The sequence below is a fragment of the Amycolatopsis sp. NPDC003865 genome (assembly GCF_053605345.1).
Window position 1 is genome coordinate 302,686 of the sequence record NZ_JBSGJA010000008.1, and the last position, 21,210, is coordinate 323,895.

A 21,210-nucleotide genomic window follows, 5' to 3' on the forward strand; every position below is an offset into this window, starting at 1 on the left:
CTCCTCAGGCGCGGTCGAGCAGGCGGGCGAGTGCCTCGGTGAGCTCTTTTTCCGGATCGGCGGGCAGTTCGCGGGCCCGCCAGCCGACGTGGGCGTCCGGCCGGACGAGCACGCACCCGGATTCGGTGACCTCGCGCAGCCGCGCCCAGTCGTCGTAGACGTCGGTGTACTCGCGGCCGGGGCCGATGACGTGCGCCTCGATGTCGACGCCGAGCGACCGGGCGGCGCCGGCGGCCGCCTCCGCCCACGCCTGCCCGGAGATGCCGGTGAGCACGGCGAACCGTCCCTTGCCGGTGATGTCGTGGGTGCTGACCCGGTGCCCGCCGTGGCCGAGCCAGCAGTGCGGCAGGCGCGCCCCCGGCCAGGTGGTCGGGTGGTAGTACAGCTCGGGATCGCGGGCGTACTCCGGCTCGGGTGTGTCGTCGCCGGTCACCGCGCGGGAGGCGTACCGCTGGCCGAGTTCGACGCCGTGGGCGTTGAACTCGTAGTCCTTCAGTTCCAACGCCTCCCGCAGCGCGGCCCGCTGCGCGGCCGCCTCCGGGGTGTCCTCGGCCCGGGCCCGCATGTTCGCGATCTGCTCGGCCGGGTCGTCGGTCGCGGTGAACCCGAGTGCGTCGAAGATCGGGCCGAACTCATCGATGGACTTGTTGGCCCGCACCACGATCTGCTTGCCGACCGGGGCGCGCTCGGCGTCGTAGCTGTCGAGCAGCCCCTCCCCCGCCTTGCCGGACAGCACCGCGGCGAGCTTCCAGGCGAGGTTGTAGGAGTCCTGGATGGAGGTGTTGGAGCCCAGGCCGTTCGACGGCGGGTGCCGGTGCACGGCGTCGCCCGCGCAGAACACGCGCCCCGTCCGGTACCGGGTGGCGTACATCTTGTTGTTGCCCCACAACGAGGTGGAGCGGATGGTGACCGGGATGGTGTCGTCGCCGACCAGGTCGTGCACGATCTTGGTGGCCATGGCGTCGTCGACCCGCGGGGGCGGCTGGGTGATGTCGTAGCCCCAGACGACCAGCCACTCGTCCCACGGCCGGACCATGCGGACCAGGCCCATCCCGATGCCGCCGATGTCCGAGCCCGGCTGCAGCACCCAGTACAGGACGCTCGGCCGGTGCTCGACGTACTTCGTCAGGTCGGCGTGGAAGACGATGTTCATGCTCCCCGCCAGATCCATCTGCCCTTCGAAGGGGAGCCCGATGTCGCGGGCGACCTGGCTGCGGCCGCCGTCGGCGCCGATGACGTACTTCGCGCGGATCGGGTAGGTCTGGCCGGACAGCCTGTCCCGCACAGTGACGGTGACGCCGTCGTCGTCCTGTTCCAGCGACAGGTACTCCGTGTCGAACCGGATCCTGCTGCCGCGTTCGGCGGCGTGCCCGATCAGAATCGGCTCGAGCAGGGTCTGCGGGAGGTCGCAGTTCTCGGACGGGCTGGCCAGCGTGTAGTCGGCCTTGCGGGCCGGGTGCGTCCCCCAGGTCCGGACCCGGCCGATCTCGTCGCCGGCGAGGCTCGTGCAGAAGACCGTGTCGCCCATGAGCGCGGCGGGCGTGCCCTGCGCCTTGACGTCCTCTTCGATGCCCATGTCGCGCAGGATCTCCACGGTGCGCTGGTTGGTGATGTGCGCGCGCGGGGTGTTGGCCGTCCACCGGTACTTGGTGATGACCAGGTGGTCCACGCCGTAGGTGGCCAGGAACAGCGCGGCCGAGGCGCCCGCCGGTCCGCTGCCGATGACCAGGACGTCCGTGGTGACCTGGCCGGGGGTTTCGGGGTTGTCGCTCACGCTGCCTCACCTCTGGGTCCGCTTCGACCGGTGAACCGAGTATGCGAACTCACCGGCTATACGTCCAATACGAAGTCACCGTCGCTGATATAGCCTCTGCATATGGATCTGCGGGCGCTGGAGTGCTTCCTGGCCGTCGCCGAGGAAGGCTCGATCAGTCGCGCGGCCGCCGCACTGCACATGACCCAGCCTCCGCTGAGCGTGCGGCTCCAGACGCTGGAACGCGAACTCGGCGTCCCCCTGCTGATCCGCCACGGCCGCGGAGTCGAGCCGACAGCCGCGGGCCGGGCGCTGGCGGAACGCGCGCGCCGCCTGTTTTCCGAGCTCAACGCCACGACCGAGCTGGTGCGCACCATCGGCCTCGGCACCCGGGGCCGGCTGACCGTCGCCGTCGGCCACACCGTCTCGCCCCGGCTGCTGCCCCACCTGATCGGCGGCACCATGCTCGAACCCGGCGTCGACCTCGTCCTCACCGAGGACTCCGATTCCGACGTGGTCGAGCGGGTCCACCGCCGCGACGCGCACGCCGGCCTGCTCCACCTCGAACCCGGCGGCCCCGGCCGGACACGGCACGCCGCCAGCCGGGCCCGGGCGCTGGAAGTCGCGGTGGTGGCCCGCGAGCCACTCGTCGCGGTGCTCGCCCGGACGCACCCCGCCGCCGGCCAGGAGCGCATCGATCTGGCCGAGGTGGGCGGCGAGCGGGTGGTGGTCACGGCCGAGGCCGGAGCGGGGCTCGCCGCCCACCTCCGCGCCGCCTGGGCCGACGCCGGGCGTTCGTCCGACGCCCGGCACAAAGCGACCTCGGTCGTGCACGCGCTCGCCCTCGTGGAGGCCGGCGCCGGCATGACCCTGTTGCCCGCGCAGTACAGCTCGATGCTCTGGCCGGGCTTGGTCGCGCGGCCGTTGCGCCGGCACACCGCCGTCGTGGAAACCGCCGTCTGCTGGCGGCCCGACGAGGACTCGCCGGTCCTGCGCCGTTTCCTCCGGACGGCCCTGTCCACCCCCGAACCCGACATGCTGGGACCGGAGCACGCCAGGGACGGGCTGGGCGCCGCCCACTGGTGACACACGCAAGGCGGCTGTCGCGGGCACGTCGATCTTCTCGAACTGTGCCACCAGGTCCGGGTCATCGATGGCGTCCCGGCCTCGGCTCGGGCACCAGCAGCCCGCGGCGCCATTTGGCTATCGGTTCGGCTCGGCGGCCTGGCGCAGCGTCCGCGACAAACCGAGCGCGGCCGTCCGGACCGCCGGGGCGAGGTGGGCCGGGCGGAACTGTTCCCGCGGGACCGCCACCGACAGCGCCGCGACGGCGACCGCGCCGCTGAAGACCGGTGCCGCGATGCAGCTCACGCCGAGCGCGGCTTCCTGCTCTTCGTACGCCAGGCCGGACACCTGCGTCTGCTCCAAGGCCGTGCGCAACCGGACCGGATCGGTGATCGACGACGACGTCAGCTGCGGCAACGGATCCGCGAGGATCGCCTCCGCCAGCGACGGCTCGGAAAACGCCAGCAGGGCCTTGCCGATCGCGGTACAGGTGAGCGGGAGCCGGCCGCCGATCCGGGACGGCAACGGGACGGCGTCGTGGCCGTGGATGCGTTCGAGGTACACGACTTCGCGATCATCACGGATTCCGAAGTGGACGGTCTGGCGGGTGCTCTCGAACAGGTCCTGCAGGAACGGCAGGGCGGCCTCACGCAGGTCCTGGCGCCGGGGCACGAGCGAACCCAGCTCGAACAGCGTGCCGCCCAGCCGGTAGCGATCGCCCGCACGCTCCAGGAACCCGAGGCGGACCAGGTCGCCGGCCAGGCGGAACGCCGTGGTCTTGGTCAGCCCCGCCCGGGCCGCGAGTTCCGTCAGGCGGAACGCGCCGCCCTGCGGCCGGTAGACGTCCAGGACAGCGGCCGCCTTGTCGAGCATGTTGCCGTTCTCGCTGTTCCGTGTCACGGGACAAACTTTGGCACACCGCCGGACCACGGCCTATACCTGGCGGGTCACGATCCCTGCTCCGGAGGTCCCCGATGAACGAGGCCGTCCCCAAGGCCGCCGAGGTGCTCGCGGCCGCGGCCGCCACTGCCACGCCCTGTCCGCCGGTCCGCGATCTGTTCGCCGATGGCGACCTCGACGCGGCCTACGCCGTCCAGCAGCTCACCACCGAGCGCGTGCTCGCGGCGGGACACCGCCTCGTCGGGCGCAAGATCGGCCTGACCTCACCGGCCGTGCAGCGCCAGCTGGGCGTCGACCAACCCGACTTCGGCGCGCTGTTCTCCGACATGGCGCTCCCCCACGGCGGGACCGTCCCGCCCGGCCGGCTCCTGCAGCCCAAGGTGGAAGCGGAGATCGCCGTGGTCCTCGGCGCCGGCCTGCCCGGTCCGGACTGCTCGGTCGCCGACGTCCGCGCGGCCACCGCGTTCCTCGCTCCGGCGCTGGAGATCGTCGACAGCCGGATCGCGGGCTGGGACATCACCATCGTCGACACCGTCGCCGACAACGCCTCCTCCGGCCTGTTCGTCCTCGGCGACACCCACAAGACCCTCGACGACGTCGAACCCGCCGACGTCGAGATGCAGCTGCACCGCGGCACTGAACTCGTCTCCCAGGGCACCGGCCGCGACTGCCTCGGCGACCCCCTCAACGCCGCCGCCTGGCTCGCCACCACCCTCGCCCGGCGCGGCGAACCACTGCGCGCCGGTGACATCGTCCTGACCGGCGCGCTCGGGCCGATGGTCCCCGCCGTGCCCGGGGACGCCTTCACCGCCCGGATCTCCGGCCTCGGCGAAGTCACGATCAGCTTCGCGGGAGAAGCCGCATGAGCGCGAAAGTCGCCGTCATCGGCTCCGGCAACATCGGCACCGACCTGATGATCAAGATTCTGCGGCTGTCGGACCAGCTGGAGATCGCGGCCATGGCCGGGATCGACCCGGACTCCGATGGTCTCGCCCGCGCCCGCCGCCTCAAGGTCGCCACCACGCACGAGGGCGTCGACGGCCTCGTCCGCCTGGACGAGTTCGCCGACGTCCAGTACGTCTTCGACGCCACCTCCGCGGGCGCGCACCGGCGCCACGACGAGGTCCTGCGCGGCCTCGGCCGCACGGTCGTCGACCTCACCCCGGCCGCGCTGGGGCCCTACGTCGTGCCGCCGGTCAACCTCGGCGAGCACCTCGACGCGCCCAACGTCAACATGGTCACCTGCGGCGGCCAGGCCACCATCCCGATCGTGGCCGCGGTCGCCGCGGTGACCCCGGTGCACTACGGCGAGATCATCGCGTCCATCTCTTCGCGCTCGGCCGGCCCCGGCACGCGGGCCAACATCGACGAGTTCACCGAGACCACCGCGGCCGCGATCGAGCAGGTCGGCGGTGCGGCCCGCGGCAAGGCCATCATCGTGCTCAACCCGGCCGAGCCGCCGCTGATCATGCGCGACACCGTGCACTGCCTGGTTTCCGATACGGACACCGAGGCCGTCACCGCGTCCATCGAGGAAATGGTCGGCCGCGTACAGGCTTACGTGCCGGGTTACCGGCTCAAGCAGAAGGTCCAGTTCGCCACCGTGCCCGCCGACGACCCGCTGCACCGGCTGGTCCCGGCGGGCGAGGCGGTGAAGGTGTCGGTGTTCCTCGAAGTCGAGGGCGCCGCCCACTACCTGCCCGCCTACGCCGGGAACCTCGACATCATGACCTCGGCCGCGCTGCGGACCGCCGAACGCATGGCCGCTCAGGAGGCCCTCCGATGACCGAGCTGTACATCCAGGACGTCACCCTGCGGGACGGCATGCACGCCATCCGCCACCGCTACACCGTCGAACAGGCCCGCACGATCGCCGCCGCCCTCGACGCCGCGGGCGTCGCCGCCATCGAAATCGCCCACGGCGACGGGCTTTCCGGCTCCAGCATCAACTACGGCGTCGGCGCGCACACCGACTGGGAATGGATCGAAGCGGTCTGCGACGTCACCCGCACCGCCGTCCCCACCACGCTGCTGCTGCCCGGCATCGGCACGCTGCACGACCTGCGGGAGGCACACCGGCTCGGCGTCCGGTCGGTCCGGGTCGCCACGCACTGCACCGAGGCCGACATCTCCGCCCAGCACATCGGCGCCGCCCGCGAACTCGGGATGGACGTCGCCGGGTTCCTCATGATGTCCCACATGGCGGAGCCGGATGAGCTGGCGAAGCAGGCCAAGCTGATGGAGTCCTACGGCGCCGGCTGCGTCTACGTCACCGACTCCGGCGGCCGGCTCACCATGGACGGCGTCCGCGACCGGGTCCGCGCCTACCGCGACCTCCTCGAGCCCGAGACGCAGATCGGCATCCACGCCCACCACAACCTCGCCCTCGGCGTCGCCAACAGCGTCGTCGCGGTCGAGAACGGCGTGGTCCGGGTCGACGCCTCCCTCGCCGGGCAGGGTGCCGGGGCAGGCAACTGCCCCCTCGAAGCGTTCATCGCGGTGGCCGACCTGATGGGCTGGGACCACGGCTGCGAGCTGTTCCCGCTGATGGACGCCGCGGACGACCTGGTGCGCCCGCTGCAGGACCGCGAGGTCCGGGTCGACCGCGAGACGCTGAGCCTCGGCTACGCGGGTGTCTACTCCAGCTTCTTGCGCCACGCCGAAGCGGCCGCGGTGCGCTACGGCCTGGACACCCGGGCGATCCTCGTCGAGGTCGGCCGCCGCGGCATGGTCGGCGGCCAGGAGGACATGATCACCGACATCGCGCTCGACCTGGCGGGTTAGCCCCGCAGAACGGGCATCACCAGGCCGGCGAAGTCGGCGGCCAGCTGCCGCGGCAGGTCGTAGGAACCGACGTGCTGCAGCAGCACCGCCGACACGCCGGCCTGGTCCAGCTCGGCCAGGCGCGCCGCGATCTCGCCGGCTGTGCCGTACAGGCAGAAGCGCCGCGCGAACAGCTTGGCGGCTTCATCGTCTACAAAGGACTCACAGGCTCGGACGGCGGCCGCCCGGGATTCGGCGTGCAACAGGTCCGGGGACAGCTCCGGCAGCCGTTCGGGCACCCGCACCCGCATCCCGGCCGAGGCGAGGAACGCCGCGCCGCCATTGTCGGCAATGCTCAAGCACACCGGCTTCAGTTCCCGCGCGTCCCGCCACACAGTGTCCGTGACGCGGCAGAACGCCGACACCGTGATCGGCACGGATCCTCCCGCCGCCACCTGCCGCATCGCGGCCTCGAGGGGCTCGGGTGCCACGCCGGACAGCAGGATCGCGCCGTCCGCGACCTCCCCGGCCAGCCGCAGGTTCCGCGGCCCGCTCGCCGCCAGGTGCAGCGGCACGGCCACCGGGTCTCGCAACCGCGACCGGACGTCGCCGAAGTCGACCTCTTCACCGGCCAGGAGGGACCGGATCACCCGCAGCCCGGCCCGCAGCCCCGCCCGGGTCGACGGGGTGAGCCCGGCCGGGACGACCGAGCTGTTGCCCACGCCGACGCCGAGCGCGAACCGGCCGGGCGCGAGCTCGGCCACCGTCCGCGCCGCCCCGGCCACCACCGACGGATGCCGGGTCACGACGTTCGTCACCGCCGTGCCCAGGCCGATCCGCGATGTCCCGGCGGCAGCCGCAGCCGCGGTGGCGAAGACGTCCCGCCACAGCAGCTGCGAGTCCGGGAACCACACGTCGTCGAACCCCCGGCGCTCGACCTCCTGGACGAAGGCCACCAGCTCCGGCAGCGCGACGCACGGCGGAACCCGGACCCCGATCCTCACGCCGCCGGCGCCCCGGACGCCTCACGCAGGACCTCCGGCCGCTCGGACGGCGCGGGCCGCAGCAGCAGCCCGCCGACCGCGGTCAGCGCCCACGCCACCGCCATGTACGCGGCGATGGACACCCACGTGCCGGTCGACTCCAGCAGGGACGCGCTGATCGCGGGAGCGAAGGCGTTGCCGAGGATCGTGCCGAGGGTGAAGCCGATCGCCATCCCGCTGAACCGCAGCGAAACCGGGAACGCCTCCGAGAAGAAGACCGGGAACATCGCGAAGTTGGCGGCGTAGCCCGCGAACAGCAGCGCGAACCCGAGGAACATCAGCCAGGGATTTCCCGTGTTCAGCAGGGGGAACCAGACGAACGAGAGCACGACCATCGCGACGGCGGCGGTGACGAAGACCGTCTTCGGCCCGATCCGGTCGGCCAGCCTGCCGTACAGCGGCGCGCCGATCACGACCACGAACAGCCCGGGCAGCAGGACGTCGATCATCGTCGACGTGCTCACGCCCAGCTCGGTCTTGCCGTAGGTCAGCACGTACACCGAGCTCACGGTGATCGTGACGCCGGCGCCGAGCGTCGCCATCGTCACCAGGACGACGGTGCCGCCGCACCGGCGCAGGACGTCCACCAGCGGCAGCTTGCGGACCGCGCCGGTGCTCTTGACCTCCGCGAACTCCGGGCTCTCCCGCAGGCCGAGCCGGATCACCATCCCGGCGACGACGAGCAGCACGCTCACCAGGAACGGGATGCGCCAGCCCCAGGCGAGCTGCGCGTCCTCGGGCAGCCGAGCCACGAGCAGGAACATCGCGTTGGCCAGGATGGTCCCGACCGCCGTGCCGGTGTTGAGGATGCCGCCGAAGAACCCGCGCCGCCGCTGGTCGGCGTGTTCGACGGTGAGCAGCGCGGCACCGCTGGACTCGCCGCCGAGGGACACGCCCTGCACGATCCGGAGCGCGACGAGCAGGATCGGCGCGGCGATGCCGAGGGTGCCGTACGACGGCAGCAGCCCGATCGCCGTGGTCGCGACGCCCATCATCATCAACGTGGTGACCAAAATGGACTTGCGGCCGAGCCGGTCGCCGAGGTGCCCGAACAGCAGCGCGCCGAACGGGCGGGCGACGTAGCCGACCCCGAAGCTGGAGAGGGAGATGAGCGTGGCCACCACCGGATCGGCGGCGGGGAAGAAGATCTTCGGGAACAGCAGCGAAGCCGCCAGGCCGTAGACGAAGAAGTCGTAGAATTCGATGGCGGTGCCGAACCACCCGGCCAACGCGGCGCGGGCCTGCTGGCGGTGGGGTTGTGTCATAGCTGCCTCCGGAAGAGCCGGTCGAGTTGGCGTACTTTCGTGTGCGGGCCGGGACATCGGCAACGCGCCGGTTCAATCAGCGGACCGGGTGAACCGGCGCAGGAACGGCAGCACCGCGGCCGCGACCTCGTCGGCCTTGTCCTCCATCAGCGCGACCGTGCCGCCGTCGATCACGGCCAGGTGCACGAGGGCGGCGCCGGTCAGGTGCCGTTCCAACGGTTCCAGGGCGGGCAGGGCGAACGGGTCGGCGCCCGCGCCGAGGAGCAGGACGGGGGCGCGCACCCGCCCGATCCGGCGTTCCATCGCGTACCGGGCGCACGCCAGGTGGCCCTCGCGCGGGTCGACGCCGGGGGCCAGGGCGTCCCGGACGAACCGGTCGAGCAGGCCGGTCGCCGCCTTCGGGTAGTACGGGTGCCGCTGCTCCCACCACGTGAGCAGGTGACCGCCGCCGGGGTCGCGGTCGGCGGCGTCGACCCCGGGACCGTCCACATGCGACGCACGGTAACCCGCGTCCGCCCACGGCGTCGACGACAGGACCACGGCCGTGATCCGCTCGGGGACCGCGGCGGCCAGCTCGACCGCCACCACGCCGCCGGTGTGGTGGCCGACCACCGCCGCGCGGTCCACCCCGAGCGCGTCCAGCGCCGCGAGGACGCCGCGCGCGTAGTCCTCGATGCGCTGGGGCGCGGGCAGCGGTGTGCTGTTGCCGAACCCCGGCATGTCGAGCGCGATCACGCGGTGGTCCTCGGCCAGCCGTGGCTGCAGCTCGCGGAACTCGTCGTGCGAGCGCGGGGTCTGGTGCAGCAGCAGCACCGCGGGGCCGGTCCCCTGCTCCGCGTAGTGCACCTGGCCGCCGGGCACCTTGACGTAGCCGTACTCCGTCGTCATGCGGCTCCCTGAAGTCGGAATGGAGGTGCCCGGGAGTGTTCGCCGTCACCGCCGGTGGACCTAACCCGGCGGTCCGCCTACCGAACCGCGTCACCAGACCGTTTCACGACGGGGACGACCGGAAACCCGCTGGTAACGGACGGTGACGTCCGCTGGACTTGGATCTTTCCGCGTGGTGATAATCGCCAGCGGCGAGGAGGTGCCATGTCCACCCTGGACGATGACCGGCCCAGTTCGGTGCTCGGCAAGGCGCAGCTGCTGCTCGGCGCGTTCGAATCCGGCGCCTACCAGCTGGGGCTGACCGAGCTGAGCCGCCGGTCCGGCGTGCCGAAGGCGTCGGCGTACCGGCTCGCGCAGGAGCTGGTCGAGTGGGGCCTGCTGGAACGCCGCGGCGACTGCTACCAGCTCGGCCTGCGGATGTTCGAGCTCGGCCAGCGGGTCCCGGCGTCGGCCGTGCTGCGCGCGGTCGCCCGCCCCGCGCTGGCCGACCTGTTCGCCGCCACCCGCGCGACGATCCACCTGGCCGTGCTCGACGGCGCCCACGTGCTGTTCCTGGAGAAGGTCGCCGGTGAGGCCAACATCCACTCGCACTCCCGGATCGGCGGCCGGCTGCCCGCGCCCGGCACGGCGACCGGCAAGGTGCTGCTGGCGACCTCCCCCGACGTCGACGAGCACCTGGCCCGGTTCGCCGAGGCCGGGCTGACCCACCTGACCTCCCGCACGGTGTCCTCGGTGGACGATCTGCGCAAGCAGCTGACCGTGGTCCGGGCGAAGGGGTTCGCGCTGGAGATCGAGGAGACGATGCCCGGGGTCGGCAGCCTGGCGGTGCCGATCACCGGGGCCGACGGCACGGTCCACGCGGCGGTGTCGACGACCGCGCCGGTCGCCCGCCTCGTCCCGAAGCGCCTGCTGCCCGAGCTGCGCACGGCCGCGGCGGCCATCGCGCGGGCACTCGACCGGGCGCTGCTCACCGCCTCCGAGGTCCGCAACGAGCCGTTCACGGCCCTCCAGGCGCCGGTCAAGCGCGCGGCGGGCTGACCGGTCCGGTCAGCGGACCGGCCGCTTGGGCGAGGTCCGGCCCGGTCCGACGATCACCCGGGTGAGCGATCTCCGAGCGAGTACCCCGGTCGGCCTGCTGACCAGCCGTGCCCGGCAGGACCCGGACCGCGAGCTGGTCCGCTTCGACGACGGCACCCGGCTGCGGATCGGTGAGGTCGACGAAGGCTCGCGGGCGCTCGCTGCCCGCCTGCGCGTGGCGCCGGGAACCCGGGTGCTGACCTGCGTGCGGCCGGGGCGCGCCGCCGTGGAACTGCTGTTCGGGCTCGCCCGGCAGGGCGCGGTGGAGGTGCCGCTCGCCCTCGACGTCACCCTCCCGGCCGCCCAGGCGATCCGGCGGGCCACCGGGGCGTCGCTGCTGGTCGCCGGGACGTCGGCGCTCGCCGCGAACCCCGCCCTCCTGACCTTGGCCGAGCGGGTCGTCCTGGTCCGCGAGGACGACCCTGGGCCACGAGGGCGCCCCTTCCTCGACGAACTGCCCCCGGCCGGGTTCGGGGAGCACCGGTCGGCGCCCGGTGACCCGCTCGTCGTGCTGTCCACTTCGGGCACCACCGGCCGGGCCAAAGCCGCCGAACTACCCCACTTCGCGGCCCTGCGGCACGCCCGCCGGGTGGCGGCGACCATGGGGTACGGCCCCGGGGACGTGCTGTTCAACGTCTTCCCGTGGCACCACGTCAACGTCCGGCACACCGCGTTGCTGCCCGCGCTGCTGACCGGCGCGCGGCTGGTCGCCCACCGCCGGTTTTCGGCCTCCCGGTTCTGGGACACCTGTCGCGCCGAAGGGGTCACGGCGTTCAACTTCATGGGTGCGATGCTGGCCATCCTCGACCGGCGGCCAGGCCGCGACCGCGACCACGCCGTCCGGCTGGCCTACGGCGCCCCGGCGCCCGCCGAGCTGGTCGCGCGGTTCCTCGACCGCTTCGGCGTGAAGGCCCTGGAGGCGTACGCCAGCACCGAACTCGGGGACGTCGCCGCGAACACCCCGGACGACTGGCGGCCCGGCACAGCGGGCCGGGTGGTCCCCGAGTACGAGGTCGCGATCCTCGACGACACCGGACAGCCCCTGCCGGCCGGGGAAACCGGCCAGATCGCCGCCCGCGCCAAGCTGCCCGGCATGCGGTTCCGCGGCTACGCCGGTGACCCCGCGGCCACCGCCGCCGTGCTGCGGGACGGCTGGTTCCGCACCGGTGACCGCGGCCGTCTCGACGCCGACGGTTACCTGACCTTCGCCGGCCGGCGCGGCGACGTCGTGCGGCGGCGCGGGGAGAACATCGCGACCTGGGACGTCGAGCAGGTGCTGCGCGCGCTGCCCGGGGTGGTCGACGCGGCCGCGGTCGGGGTCGAGTCGGACCTCACCGAGCAGGAACTGCTCGTCGTGCTGGCCACCGACCGCGCCCTCGACGGACCCGCCGTGCGGGACTGGTGCCGCACGCGGCTGCCGCGCCACGCCCAACCGCGCTACGTGCGCATCGCGCGTGAGCTGCCGCGCAACGGGAGCGGGAAAGTCGTCAAGGCCCTGCTTCCGTCCACTGTGGACGAGTCCACCTGGGACGCCGAAGCCCGGTCCGCTCAGTGAACCGCCGGCGACTCCCGGCCGCTCCCCCTGCCTAGGTTCGCCACGACATCCCCGTTCCGCAGGAGGGCACCGTTGCGCGTACTCGACCTCACCGACGAACTGGCCCGGCAGGGCGCCCGGCTACTGGTCGGCCTCGGCGCCGACGTCGTGCGCGTCGACGACGACCTCGCCGGACCCGAGCGCGTCCACTGGCACGCCGGGAAGAAACTCGCGCAGGCGGACCTCGACGCGCTGGCCCGGGAGGCCGACGTCGTCCTGGAGAGCGGTCCGGTGGCGAAGCTGCGCGGCCTGCGCGCCGACGGGACTTCCCGGTGGCCGCACGCCGTCCACGTGGTCGTCACGCCGTTCGGGCTCACCGGCCCGCGCCGCGACTGGCTCGGCGGCGACCTCGTGCTCGCCTCCGCCGGCGGGATGACCTGGCTCGGCGGCAAGCCCGATGGCCCGCCGAAGCCGCCGCCACGCGAGCAGGCCTGCCAGCTGGCCGGGGCACACGGCGCGATCGCGGCCCTGCTGGGTGTGCTCGCCGGGACCGGGCAGCTGATCGACGTCTCGGCCCAGGAAGCGGTCGCCGCGACCCTGGAGACGGCCGCGATCTCGTGGATCCACGCGGGCCGGTTCCCGGTCCGCAACGGGGGTGTCTACGAGCACGTCGCCCACCGGATCTTCGCGGCCGCCGACGGGTACGTGGCGGGCGGCTACTCCGGCAGCGAGCGCATGTGGACCGGCCTCCGGGACTGGCTGGCGGAGGAGGGCGAGGCCGGTGACCTGCTGGCCGAGCGGTTCGCCGACCAGGTGGTGCGCTGGGCGGAGCGGTCGCACGTCGACGACGTGATCGCCCGGTTCGTGGCCAAACGCACCGCGGCCGAGGTCGCCGAGGAGGGCCGCGCCCGCGCCCTCCCGTGGGCCGAGGTGACGCCCCCGGCGGAGCTGACCGGCAACCCGCAGCTGCGCGACCGGCAGTTCTTCGTCTCGGTCGACGGTGTCGAGGACGCCGGATTCCCGTGGGACGCCCCCGGCCTGCCCCGCCCGGTCACGCTGTCCCCGCTCACCGAAGGCGGATGGACCGGCGGCCCGGCCGGACCGCGCCCCGCGAAGAGCCGCCCCCTCGACGGCGTCCGGGTACTGGACCTGACCTGGGTGCTGGCCGGGCCGTACGCGACCAAGATCCTCGCCGAGCACGGCGCCGACGTGATCAAAGTCGAGTCGAAGCACCGGCACGATCCCACGCGGTTCTCGACATCCATGCGCCTGCGGCCCGGCGCCGGCCCGGACGATTCGGGGTACTTCCTCAACTTCAACCGCGGCAAGCGCAGCCTCGCCCTCAACCTGCGCACGCCCGAGGGACAGGAAATCCTGCGCGAGCTGGCCGCCCGCTGCGACGTCGTCGTGGAGAACTTCAGCCCGGGGGTGCTGGCGAAGTGGGGCCTGGACCACGAGTCGCTGCGCCGGATCAACCCGCGCGCGATCCTGGTGTCGATGTCCGGCGTCGGGCACACCGGGCCGTGGCGGAAGGCCGTCACCTTCGCCGACACCCTGGCCGCGATGTCCGGGCTGTCGGCGGAGACCGCCGATCCGGGCGAGCCCCCGCAGGGGCTGGTGTTCGGCCTGGGTGACATGGTCGCCGCCAACGCGGCCGTGCTCGGGGCCCTCGACCTGCTGATACGCGGGCAGGGCGGGCACGTCGACCTCTCGCAGCTGGAGGCGATGGCCGCCACGATGGGCCCGGCAGTGCTCGACGCCGGGCGTTCCGTGCCGCACGGCGTTTACCCGGCGGCCGGCGACGACCGCTGGGTCGCCATCACCCCGCAGGACGCGACGCAACGGGCCGCGCTGCGGAACTTGGCGGAACTGTCCGAGGACGACGCCGCGCTCGCCGCCTGGACCCGGACTCAGGACGCCGACGACCTCGCCGCCCGGCTGCAGGCCGCCGGGGTCGCCGCCGCCGTGGTGGCGACCGGCCGCGACCTCGTCCAGGACGAGCACCTGGCCGAACGCGGCTTCTACCAGCGCCTGGACCACCCGATCGCCGGCGCGGTGCTGCACGAAGGCATCGTCGCCCGGCTGACGGCGACACCGGGCGCGCTCACCTCGCCCGCTCCCCTGCTGGGCCAGCACACCGAACCGGTGCTGCGCGAGCTCCTGGGCTTCGACGACGACCGCCTGGCGGCCCTGCGCGCCGCCGGGATCACCGAATGAGAGGAACACGCATGCCGGTCCTGACCACCACCCGGGACGCCGGAGTCGCGACCATCCGGATCGACCGGCCCCCGGCCAACGCCGTCAACCCGGCCCTGATCGCGGAGTTCCTCGAGGTGCTGCCGCCCCTGGTCGAAGACCCGGACGTGCGGTGCCTGGTCATCACCGGCACCGGGAAGTTCTTCGTCGCGGGTGCGGACATCGCCGTCATGCGGGACCTGTCCGACGCCAACCAGGCCGAGATGCGCGGCTGGATCGAGGTCCAGCGATTGCTCGAACGGGCCCCGAAGCCGGTGATCGCCGCCATGAACGGCCACGCCCTCGGCGGCGGCGCGGAGCTGTCCCTGGCCTGCGACCTGCGGATCCTCTCGGCCACGGCGAGCTTCGGGTTCCCCGAGATCGCGCTCGGCCTGTTCCCCGGCGCGGGTGGCAGCCAGCGGCTCCCCCGGCTCGTCGGACCGCACCGGGCCAAGCGGCTGATGATCGACGGCACCCGGCTCACCGCCCAGCAGGCTCTGGAGTCCGGGCTGGTGGATCGCGTGGTCGACCCCGGGCTGTTCGACGCCGCGGTCGCCGAGGAGGCGCAGCTGCTCGCGGCCAAGCCGACGGCGGCGATCGGCATCCTGAAGCGAGTCGTCGACGAGGGCTACGGTCTCTCGATCGAGGACGCGCTGCTGCGGGAGGAGAAGGGCGTCGCGGAGCTGACCCGCACCGCGGACGCCGCCGAGGGCCTGCAGGCGTTTTTGGACAAACGCTCGCCTCGGTTCACCGGCCGCTGAGCGGAAAGGGGCGGCGCCGCGAAGGCGCCGCCCCTTTCTCAGTACTGGGTGACCATGGGGGTGTCCACGCCGAGGTCGCCGACCGTGCCCGCGCCGCCGGGGTCGCCCAGCGGCGCGTCGCGGCCGGGCAGGGGCTGCTCGAAGAAGGCGATCGAGTCCGTCACGAACACCACCTTGCTCTCGTCGCCGCGGGCCTTCCGGTCGACGAAGATGGCGTCCACCGGGCACTCCGGTTCGCAGGCGCCGCATTCGATGCATTCGTTCGTGTTGATGTAGCTCTTGCGCTCGCCGACGTAGATGCAGTCGACGGGGCAGACGTCCAGGCAGGCGCGGTCGGTGACGTCGATGCAGTTGGCGCCGATGACGTAGGCCATGGTGGTCCTTCCGGGGTCAGGAGTTCTCGGTCGAGTGGCCGGGGAAGAGGGACAGTTCCGGGTCGAGGGCGACCGCGGCGTTGTTGATCGCTGTCGCGACTTCGCCGAAGCCGACGGACATCAGGCGGACCTTGCCCTCGTACTCGGTGACGTCCCCGGCGGCGTAGACGCGGTCGAGGCTGGTCCGCATCCGCGAGTCGACGAGGATCGAGCGGCCGCGCAGCTCCAGTCCCCAGCCGGCGAGCGGGCCGAGGTTGCTCACGAACCCGAGGGCGGCGATCACACTGTCCACTTCGTACAGCCGCGGTCGCTCTTCGCCGCGCACGCGGACGTGGGCGAGCCGCAAGACGTCCTCTCCGGTGAGTGCTTCGACTTCGGCCTCGGTGATGATCCGCGTCCCGCCTTCGGTGACGGCGGTGACGCTCGCGGCGTGCGCGCGGAAGGCCGACCGCCGGTGCACGAGGGTGACGGACTTCGCGATCGGCTCCAGGGCCAGGGCCCAGTCGACCGCGCTGTCACCACCACCCACGACCAGCACGTTCTCGCCGGTGTGGCGGTCCGGATCGGTGACGAAGTAGCTGAGGCCCCGGCCGAGGTAGTCCTCCCCGGCAGGCAGCTTCCGCGGGGTGAACGTGCCGATCCCGGCCGTGAGGACCACCGCGCCGGCGCGGACGACCGAGCCGTCGGACAGGCTCACCTCGGGGCGCCCGTCCTCGGCGCGGCCCAGCGATACGGCCTGACGGCCGAGCAGGTACTCGGGGTCGTAGCGGCCGGCCTGGTCCAGCAAGGCGGTGACGAAGTCGCGGCCCCGCACCCGCGGCAGCCCGGCGACGTCGAGGATCTCCTTTTCCGGGTACAGGGCGGCGATCTGCCCGCCCGGCTGGGGCAGCCCGTCGACGACGACGGTGCGGAGCCCGCGGAAGCCCGCGCAGTAGGCGCCGTAGAGCCCGGTCGGTCCGGCGCCGACCAGGAGGATGTCGGTGTCGAGGGCCATGAGTCCTCCGTGAGATGTCGAAAGTGGACAGAGCCGGACAGTAAGCGGGCGACGGGGCACCGGCTCGGATCGCGGACCGGTGAGCGGACCACGTCCCGGTTTTCGGTCCGGGTTCGCTGAGCGGACCGGAGGCGTTGGCCGACCGGGCGAGCGGTGGTGGACTCGCGTCGGCTTCGGCACAACGAACTTGGAGCGGTCATGAGCGTGCAGAACGAGGAGACGGCCACCACCCCGGCCCGGCGGAGCCGGCGACCGGCGAGGCTCCCGGGCCGGCAGGACTGGTCGAGCTGGCCGCACTACCAGGCCGCGGCGGCCGGGTTCCGCGGCTACTGGTACCCGGTGGGGTATTCCTCGCGGTTCACCGGCAAGCCCCGGCAGATCACCCTGCTCGGGCAGAAGATCGTGCTGGTCCGCGACGGCGGAAAGGTGTACGCGCTGAAGGACCGCTGCCCGCACCGCGGGGTGCCGCTCTCGGAGGGCAACCAGCAGTTCCCGGGCACGATCTCGTGCCCGTACCACGGCTGGACGTTCGACCTGGAGTCCGGCGACCTCAAGGCCGCCATCACCGACGGCCCGGCCTCGCCGATCTGCGGCAAGGTCAAGCAGCCCACGTACGCGGTCGAGGAACGGCTCGGCATGGTGTGGGTCTTCGTCGGCGACGGCGAAGAAGCCCCGCCGATCGACGAGCAGCTGCCCGAGGAACTGGTGCACAACGAAGCCGTCGTCGGCTCCCGCATCCAGCCCCGCGAGGGCAACTGGCGCTTCGCGTGCGAGAACGGCTACGACGAAGGCCACGCGAAGTACCTGCACCGCACGGCGTTGTGGCGGCTGTTCAAAGCGATGCCGGTGTGGAACGAAACCCGGATCGTCCAGCGCGGCCGGTGGATCTACCGCGTCCAGGACAAGCAGTACTGGACAGCCGACTTCCCCGGCCTCGGCAAGTGGGACAACCAGGCGTGGTTCAAGCTGCGGCCGCCGAAGGAGGTCGGCAACGTCGGCAACACCAGCACCCACCGCGAGACCAACCCGGTGATCGCCGCGCAGGAGTTCCCCGGCTTCGCGTCGGTGAGCATGCCCGGCGTGCTGCGGATCGTCTACCCGACGTTCATCCACTACGAGTTCTACGTCCCGGTGGACGCGGACAACCACCTCTACGTCGGTGTGCTGGCGAGCTTCCAGCGCGGGCTGAAGGCGTTACCGTTCTACGCCAAGTACCTCGGGTTCGTCCGGTGGCTGTTCCACGGCCAGTTCTCCGGGCAGGACAAGTGGATGGTCGAGGTGACCGACGCCCCGCCGGAAAAGCTCTACCGGCCCGACGACTCGCTGCTCAAGTGGCGCAAGCTCGCCGAGGACACCTGCGAGGAACGGGTCGACCGGCTGGCCGCGCAGGGCGTCACCGTCCCGGTCCCGGAGGCGAACTGATGGCGCGCGTGGTGCTCGGCGTCGGGGCGTCCCACTCGACGCTGATGAACACCCACTGGGACAAGGTCGTGCACACCGACCGCGCGGAACGCTTCCGTGACGCGCTGCGCGAAGCACGCGACGAGATCGCCGGGGCCGAGCCCGACCTCGCGATCATCGTGGGGTCGAACCACTTCCGCGGGTTCTGGCTGGACATGATCCCGCCGTTCACCCTCGGCGTCGGTGAGGTCATCGGCTCGGGTGAAGCGAAGACGCCGTCGGGGCCGCAGAAGACCGCGCCGGAATTCGCGCAGCAGCTGGCCGAGGATCTCGTCGAACGCGGCACCGAGGTGGCGATCTCGGCGCGGCTGCAGATCGACCACGGCCAGACCCACGCCATCCAGTACCTCCTCGACGACATCGCCGTGCCCGTGGTCCCGTTGGTGGTCAACGTCTTCGCGGCGCCGCTCCCCAGGACCGACCGCTGCGCCGAGCTAGGCCGCAACATCGCCGCTGCGATCGAAGAGTTGCCCGAGGACCTGCGGGTGGTCGTGATCGCGTCCGGTGGCCTCTCGCACCAGCTGCCCTGGCCCGACGACTGGCGCGCGCCCGAAGGCGAGGACGAGGAGTTCCTCGTGGAGGCGTGGCTCAACGGCCGCGGCGACTGGGAGAGCTACGACGGCCGCCGTCGCGAGATCATCACCGCGGCCCGCCCGGTGCTGTTCCCCGAATTCGACGAAGCCTTCCTGGCGGATCTCGAACGCGGCGAACTCGAGAAGTACACGTCGCTGACCACCGAGGAGATCGGCAAAGCCGCGGGCAACGGCGGTCAGGAACTGCGGACGTGGCTCGTCATGGCGGCCGCGCTGGGCTTCAAGCCGGGCCGCGCGCTGGCCTACTCCCCCATGCCGGAATGGCTGACCGGGATGGGCGTCGCGGTGATCCGGCCGTGACGACCCTCGACGCGGTCCTGGCGTGGATCACCGAAGACCGGCTCCGCGAGGCGGCACACGCGGTGACGGCGATCCCGAGCCCGACCGGCCGCGAAGCACCCCTCGCCCGGATGCTGGCTTCGCGGTTGTCCGCCGCCGGGTTCGCCGCCCAGGCCCAGCACCTCGACGAGTTCCAGGCCAACGCCGTCGGCCGCCTGCGCGGAACCGGCGGCGGCACGGACCTCATGCTCTACGCCCCGATCGACACCCTCACGACCGGACAGTCCGAATTGGACGTTCCTTGGATCGGACCGGAACTGCGGCCCGACATGCGACCCGAGCCCCGCGACGAAGGCCCGTTCGTCACCGGCCTCGGCGCAAGCAACCCCAAGGGCCACGCGGCCTGCATCCTCGTGCTCGCCGAAGCCCTGGGTGCGGTCCGGGCCGAGCCGGCCGGTGACGTCGTCGTGGCGTTCGGCGCGGGCGGAATGCCGACCAACGCCGTGGAGGCGCCGGGCTACCCCGCGCGGGCCAACACCGGACAAGGCGTCGGCTGCTCGTTCCTGCTCGAACGCGGCTGGCACACCGACTACGCGGTGATCGCGAAGCCCGGGGACTTCGTCGCCCACGACGAGGTCGGGCTGTGCTGGTTCGACGTCACCGTGCCGGGCATCCACACCTACGTGGGCAGCCGCCACCGGCTGCCCTACCGCAACCCGATCGTCAACGCCGCCGACGTGGTGACGCGCCTGGAGCGGTGGCTCGCCGACTACCCGGCCCGTCACCGCACGGCCACCGCAGCTCCGCAGGGCGTGATCGGGTCGATCGCGGGCGGCTGGGAGCGGATGCTCGCGGTCACCCCGGCGGCCTGCCGGATCCGGGTGGACGTGCGGATCGCCCCGGGCACGGCCCCGTTGTCCGTCAAGCGGGAGCTGGCCGGGTTTCTCAGCCAGTTCGACGTGGAGCTGGAGATGGTCCTCGCCATCCCGGGCACGTCCACTCCGCCGGATTCGCCGATCGTGCACACCGCCATCGAGGCGTGGGAGAGCACTTCCGGCCGTCCCCACGAGCCCGTGCCGGACAACAGCGGCGCCACGGACGCGAACATCCTGCGCGCCCGTGGCATCCCGACCGTCCGGACCGGCATGCCGAAAGCGAACTCCGACGACTTCAGCCGCGGCATGAACACCGTCGACGTCCGCGCGATGCGCCGCCTGTGCGAGGTCCTCGCCCGCACGACTCTCTCCACCACCGGGAAGGAAGCAGCATGACCCCACCACCCGAGAGCCACTACGCCGACGGCGGTGGCGTCACGTACCACTACCACGACCTCGGTTCCGGCCCGGACACCGTGTTCCTCCACGGCGGCGGCCCCGGCTGCACCGCGTGGAGCGACTTCGGTCCGGTGGCGCCGCTGTTCGCCGGGGACCGGCGGTGCCTGCTCGTGGACATCCAGCAGTACGGCCGCTCGGCGAAGACGCCGATCACCGGCCCGATGTGGGACCACCACGCGGCCAAGACCGTCGCCCTGCTCGACACGCTGGGCGTCGAGCGCGCCGACTTCGTCTGCAACTCCTGGGGCGGCACCATCGCGCTCAACCTCGCCGCGAAGTACCCGGACCGGGTGCGCTCGCTGGTCGTCACCGGCAGCATGCCGGTCTTCTACGGCCCCCTTGCCCCGCTGCCGGAAGGCGGCCGCCGCGGCCGCAACGCCCGCGACGCCTACTACGGCGGCGAAGGCCCGACGCGCGAGAAGATGCGCCGCCTGATCACCAGCCTCGAGTGGTACGACGGCGACCAGCTCCCCGAAGAGACCCTCGACCTGCGGTACGAGCAGAGCCTCGACCCCGGCGAGCGCGAACTGGCCGCCATGTCGGACTCGCCGCGCGGCGACTGGCAGGACCTGACCGGCGAACTCGGCCGGATCCAGGCGCCCACGCTGTTCATCTGGGGCATGCAGGACGCGTTCCTCACCCCCGACTACCCGCTCATGCTGGCGCGCATGGTGCCGAACGGCACCCTGCACGTCATGGACCACGTTTCCCACCACCTGCAGGAAGAACGCCCGCACGCCTACCACGCGGTGGTCGACGGGTTCTTCCGGTCCCTGGTCCCGCAAGGAGTTCCGGCATGAAGGTCCTGCTCGTCCTGACTCTCACGGCCGCGACGCTGGCCGCTGTCCGCAAGCTCGCCGCCCACAGCAACACCCAAGTCCACCGCATCAA

Annotated in this window: 19 protein-coding genes; 12 read left to right on the plus strand and 7 right to left on the minus strand. The window is 72.4% G+C overall.

The genetic code is table 11. The features are described 5' to 3' along the window. Nucleotides 1-4: 4 nt before the first annotated feature. The gene (locus ACWEVP_RS21285) at nt 5-1,774 is read right to left on the minus strand and encodes an FAD-dependent monooxygenase (protein WP_452064290.1); all 1,770 of its coding nucleotides are present in this window, start codon (nt 1,772-1,774) and stop codon (nt 5-7) included. Nucleotides 1,775-1,876: 102 nt separating this feature from the next. On the opposite strand from ACWEVP_RS21285, the gene ACWEVP_RS21290 reads away from it, so the two are divergent. Next, nucleotides 1,877-2,839, plus strand: coding sequence for a LysR family transcriptional regulator (locus ACWEVP_RS21290; RefSeq protein ID WP_452064291.1), 963 nt, complete (start codon nt 1,877-1,879; stop codon nt 2,837-2,839). A gap of 117 nt (nt 2,840-2,956) precedes the next feature. On the opposite strand, the gene ACWEVP_RS21295 is transcribed toward ACWEVP_RS21290, so the two are convergent. After that, a complete protein-coding gene (locus tag ACWEVP_RS21295) occupies nt 2,957-3,718 on the minus strand; it encodes an IclR family transcriptional regulator (RefSeq protein ID WP_452064292.1) in 762 nt (253 codons plus the stop codon). A gap of 74 nt (nt 3,719-3,792) precedes the next feature. Between ACWEVP_RS21295 and ACWEVP_RS21300 the strand changes: the two genes are divergently transcribed. Genes ACWEVP_RS21300 through dmpG form a run of 3 tightly spaced genes read left to right on the plus strand, consistent with a single transcriptional unit; the run spans nt 3,793 to nt 6,502 of the window. After that, the gene (locus ACWEVP_RS21300; RefSeq protein ID WP_452064293.1) at nt 3,793-4,584 is read left to right on the plus strand and encodes a 2-keto-4-pentenoate hydratase; all 792 of its coding nucleotides are present in this window, start codon (nt 3,793-3,795) and stop codon (nt 4,582-4,584) included. After that, entirely contained in the window at nt 4,581-5,504 is a 924-nt protein-coding gene (locus ACWEVP_RS21305; protein ID WP_452064294.1) for an acetaldehyde dehydrogenase (acetylating), read from the plus strand. Before ACWEVP_RS21300 ends, ACWEVP_RS21305 begins: the two co-directional genes overlap by 4 nt. Further along, nucleotides 5,501-6,502, plus strand: a complete 1,002-nt coding sequence (dmpG, locus tag ACWEVP_RS21310) for a 4-hydroxy-2-oxovalerate aldolase (protein WP_452064295.1) — start codon at nt 5,501-5,503, stop codon at nt 6,500-6,502. Before ACWEVP_RS21305 ends, dmpG begins: the two co-directional genes overlap by 4 nt. Here the strand turns inward: dmpG and ACWEVP_RS21315 are convergent. From ACWEVP_RS21315 to ACWEVP_RS21325, 3 genes are all read right to left on the minus strand, one after another. Then, nucleotides 6,499-7,485: an LLM class flavin-dependent oxidoreductase gene (locus tag ACWEVP_RS21315; RefSeq protein WP_452064296.1), complete on the minus strand. Its 987-nt coding sequence runs from the start codon at nt 7,483-7,485 to the stop codon at nt 6,499-6,501. The genes dmpG and ACWEVP_RS21315 overlap by 4 nt on opposite strands. Continuing rightward, nucleotides 7,482-8,789 carry an MFS transporter gene (locus tag ACWEVP_RS21320; RefSeq protein ID WP_452064297.1) on the minus strand — a complete coding sequence of 436 codons (1,308 nt, stop codon included), beginning with the start codon at nt 8,787-8,789 and terminating at the stop codon, nt 7,482-7,484. Before ACWEVP_RS21320 ends, ACWEVP_RS21315 begins: the two co-directional genes overlap by 4 nt. 72 nt (nt 8,790-8,861) lie before the next feature. Beyond that, on the minus strand, nt 8,862-9,677 hold the full coding sequence (locus ACWEVP_RS21325) for an alpha/beta fold hydrolase (protein WP_452064298.1): 816 nt from the start codon (nt 9,675-9,677) through the stop codon (nt 8,862-8,864). A 204-nt stretch (nt 9,678-9,881) separates the two neighbouring features. On the opposite strand from ACWEVP_RS21325, the gene ACWEVP_RS21330 reads away from it, so the two are divergent. The 4 genes from ACWEVP_RS21330 to ACWEVP_RS21345 all read left to right on the plus strand — a co-directional run bounded on the left by ACWEVP_RS21330 (nt 9,882) and on the right by ACWEVP_RS21345 (nt 15,284). After that, nucleotides 9,882-10,715: an IclR family transcriptional regulator gene (locus tag ACWEVP_RS21330; RefSeq protein WP_452064299.1), complete on the plus strand. Its 834-nt coding sequence runs from the start codon at nt 9,882-9,884 to the stop codon at nt 10,713-10,715. Nucleotides 10,716-10,776: 61 nt separating this feature from the next. Further along, nucleotides 10,777-12,309 (plus strand): AMP-binding protein, encoded by a 1,533-nt coding sequence (locus ACWEVP_RS21335; RefSeq protein WP_452064300.1) that lies wholly within the window; start codon nt 10,777-10,779, stop codon nt 12,307-12,309. 72 nt (nt 12,310-12,381) lie between these two features. Continuing rightward, nucleotides 12,382-14,505, plus strand: a complete 2,124-nt coding sequence (locus ACWEVP_RS21340; protein WP_452064301.1) for a CoA transferase — start codon at nt 12,382-12,384, stop codon at nt 14,503-14,505. Nucleotides 14,506-14,516: 11 nt separating this feature from the next. Beyond that, a complete protein-coding gene (locus tag ACWEVP_RS21345; protein ID WP_452064302.1) occupies nt 14,517-15,284 on the plus strand; it encodes an enoyl-CoA hydratase/isomerase family protein in 768 nt (255 codons plus the stop codon). Nucleotides 15,285-15,322: 38 nt separating this feature from the next. Here the strand turns inward: ACWEVP_RS21345 and ACWEVP_RS21350 are convergent, their stop codons facing one another. After that, nucleotides 15,323-15,658 carry an indolepyruvate ferredoxin oxidoreductase subunit alpha gene (locus tag ACWEVP_RS21350; protein WP_452064303.1) on the minus strand — a complete coding sequence of 112 codons (336 nt, stop codon included), beginning with the start codon at nt 15,656-15,658 and terminating at the stop codon, nt 15,323-15,325. 16 nt (nt 15,659-15,674) lie between these two features. Then, nucleotides 15,675-16,652, minus strand: a complete 978-nt coding sequence (locus tag ACWEVP_RS21355; RefSeq protein WP_452064304.1) for an NAD(P)/FAD-dependent oxidoreductase — start codon at nt 16,650-16,652, stop codon at nt 15,675-15,677. 198 nt (nt 16,653-16,850) lie between these two features. Between ACWEVP_RS21355 and ACWEVP_RS21360 the strand changes: the two genes are divergently transcribed. Genes ACWEVP_RS21360 through ACWEVP_RS21375 form a run of 4 tightly spaced genes read left to right on the plus strand, consistent with a single transcriptional unit; the run spans nt 16,851 to nt 21,119 of the window. Further along, a complete protein-coding gene (locus tag ACWEVP_RS21360) occupies nt 16,851-18,074 on the plus strand; it encodes a Rieske 2Fe-2S domain-containing protein (protein WP_452064305.1) in 1,224 nt (407 codons plus the stop codon). Continuing rightward, nucleotides 18,074-19,006, plus strand: coding sequence for a DODA-type extradiol aromatic ring-opening family dioxygenase (locus tag ACWEVP_RS21365; RefSeq protein WP_452064306.1), 933 nt, complete (start codon nt 18,074-18,076; stop codon nt 19,004-19,006). The genes ACWEVP_RS21360 and ACWEVP_RS21365 overlap by 1 nt, the downstream gene beginning before the upstream one ends. Then, nucleotides 19,003-20,256, plus strand: a complete 1,254-nt coding sequence (locus ACWEVP_RS21370) for a M20 family metallopeptidase (protein ID WP_452064307.1) — start codon at nt 19,003-19,005, stop codon at nt 20,254-20,256. The genes ACWEVP_RS21365 and ACWEVP_RS21370 overlap by 4 nt, the downstream gene beginning before the upstream one ends. Then, nucleotides 20,253-21,119 carry an alpha/beta fold hydrolase gene (locus ACWEVP_RS21375; RefSeq protein ID WP_452064308.1) on the plus strand — a complete coding sequence of 289 codons (867 nt, stop codon included), beginning with the start codon at nt 20,253-20,255 and terminating at the stop codon, nt 21,117-21,119. The genes ACWEVP_RS21370 and ACWEVP_RS21375 overlap by 4 nt, the downstream gene beginning before the upstream one ends. Nucleotides 21,120-21,210: the final 91 nt, after the last annotated feature.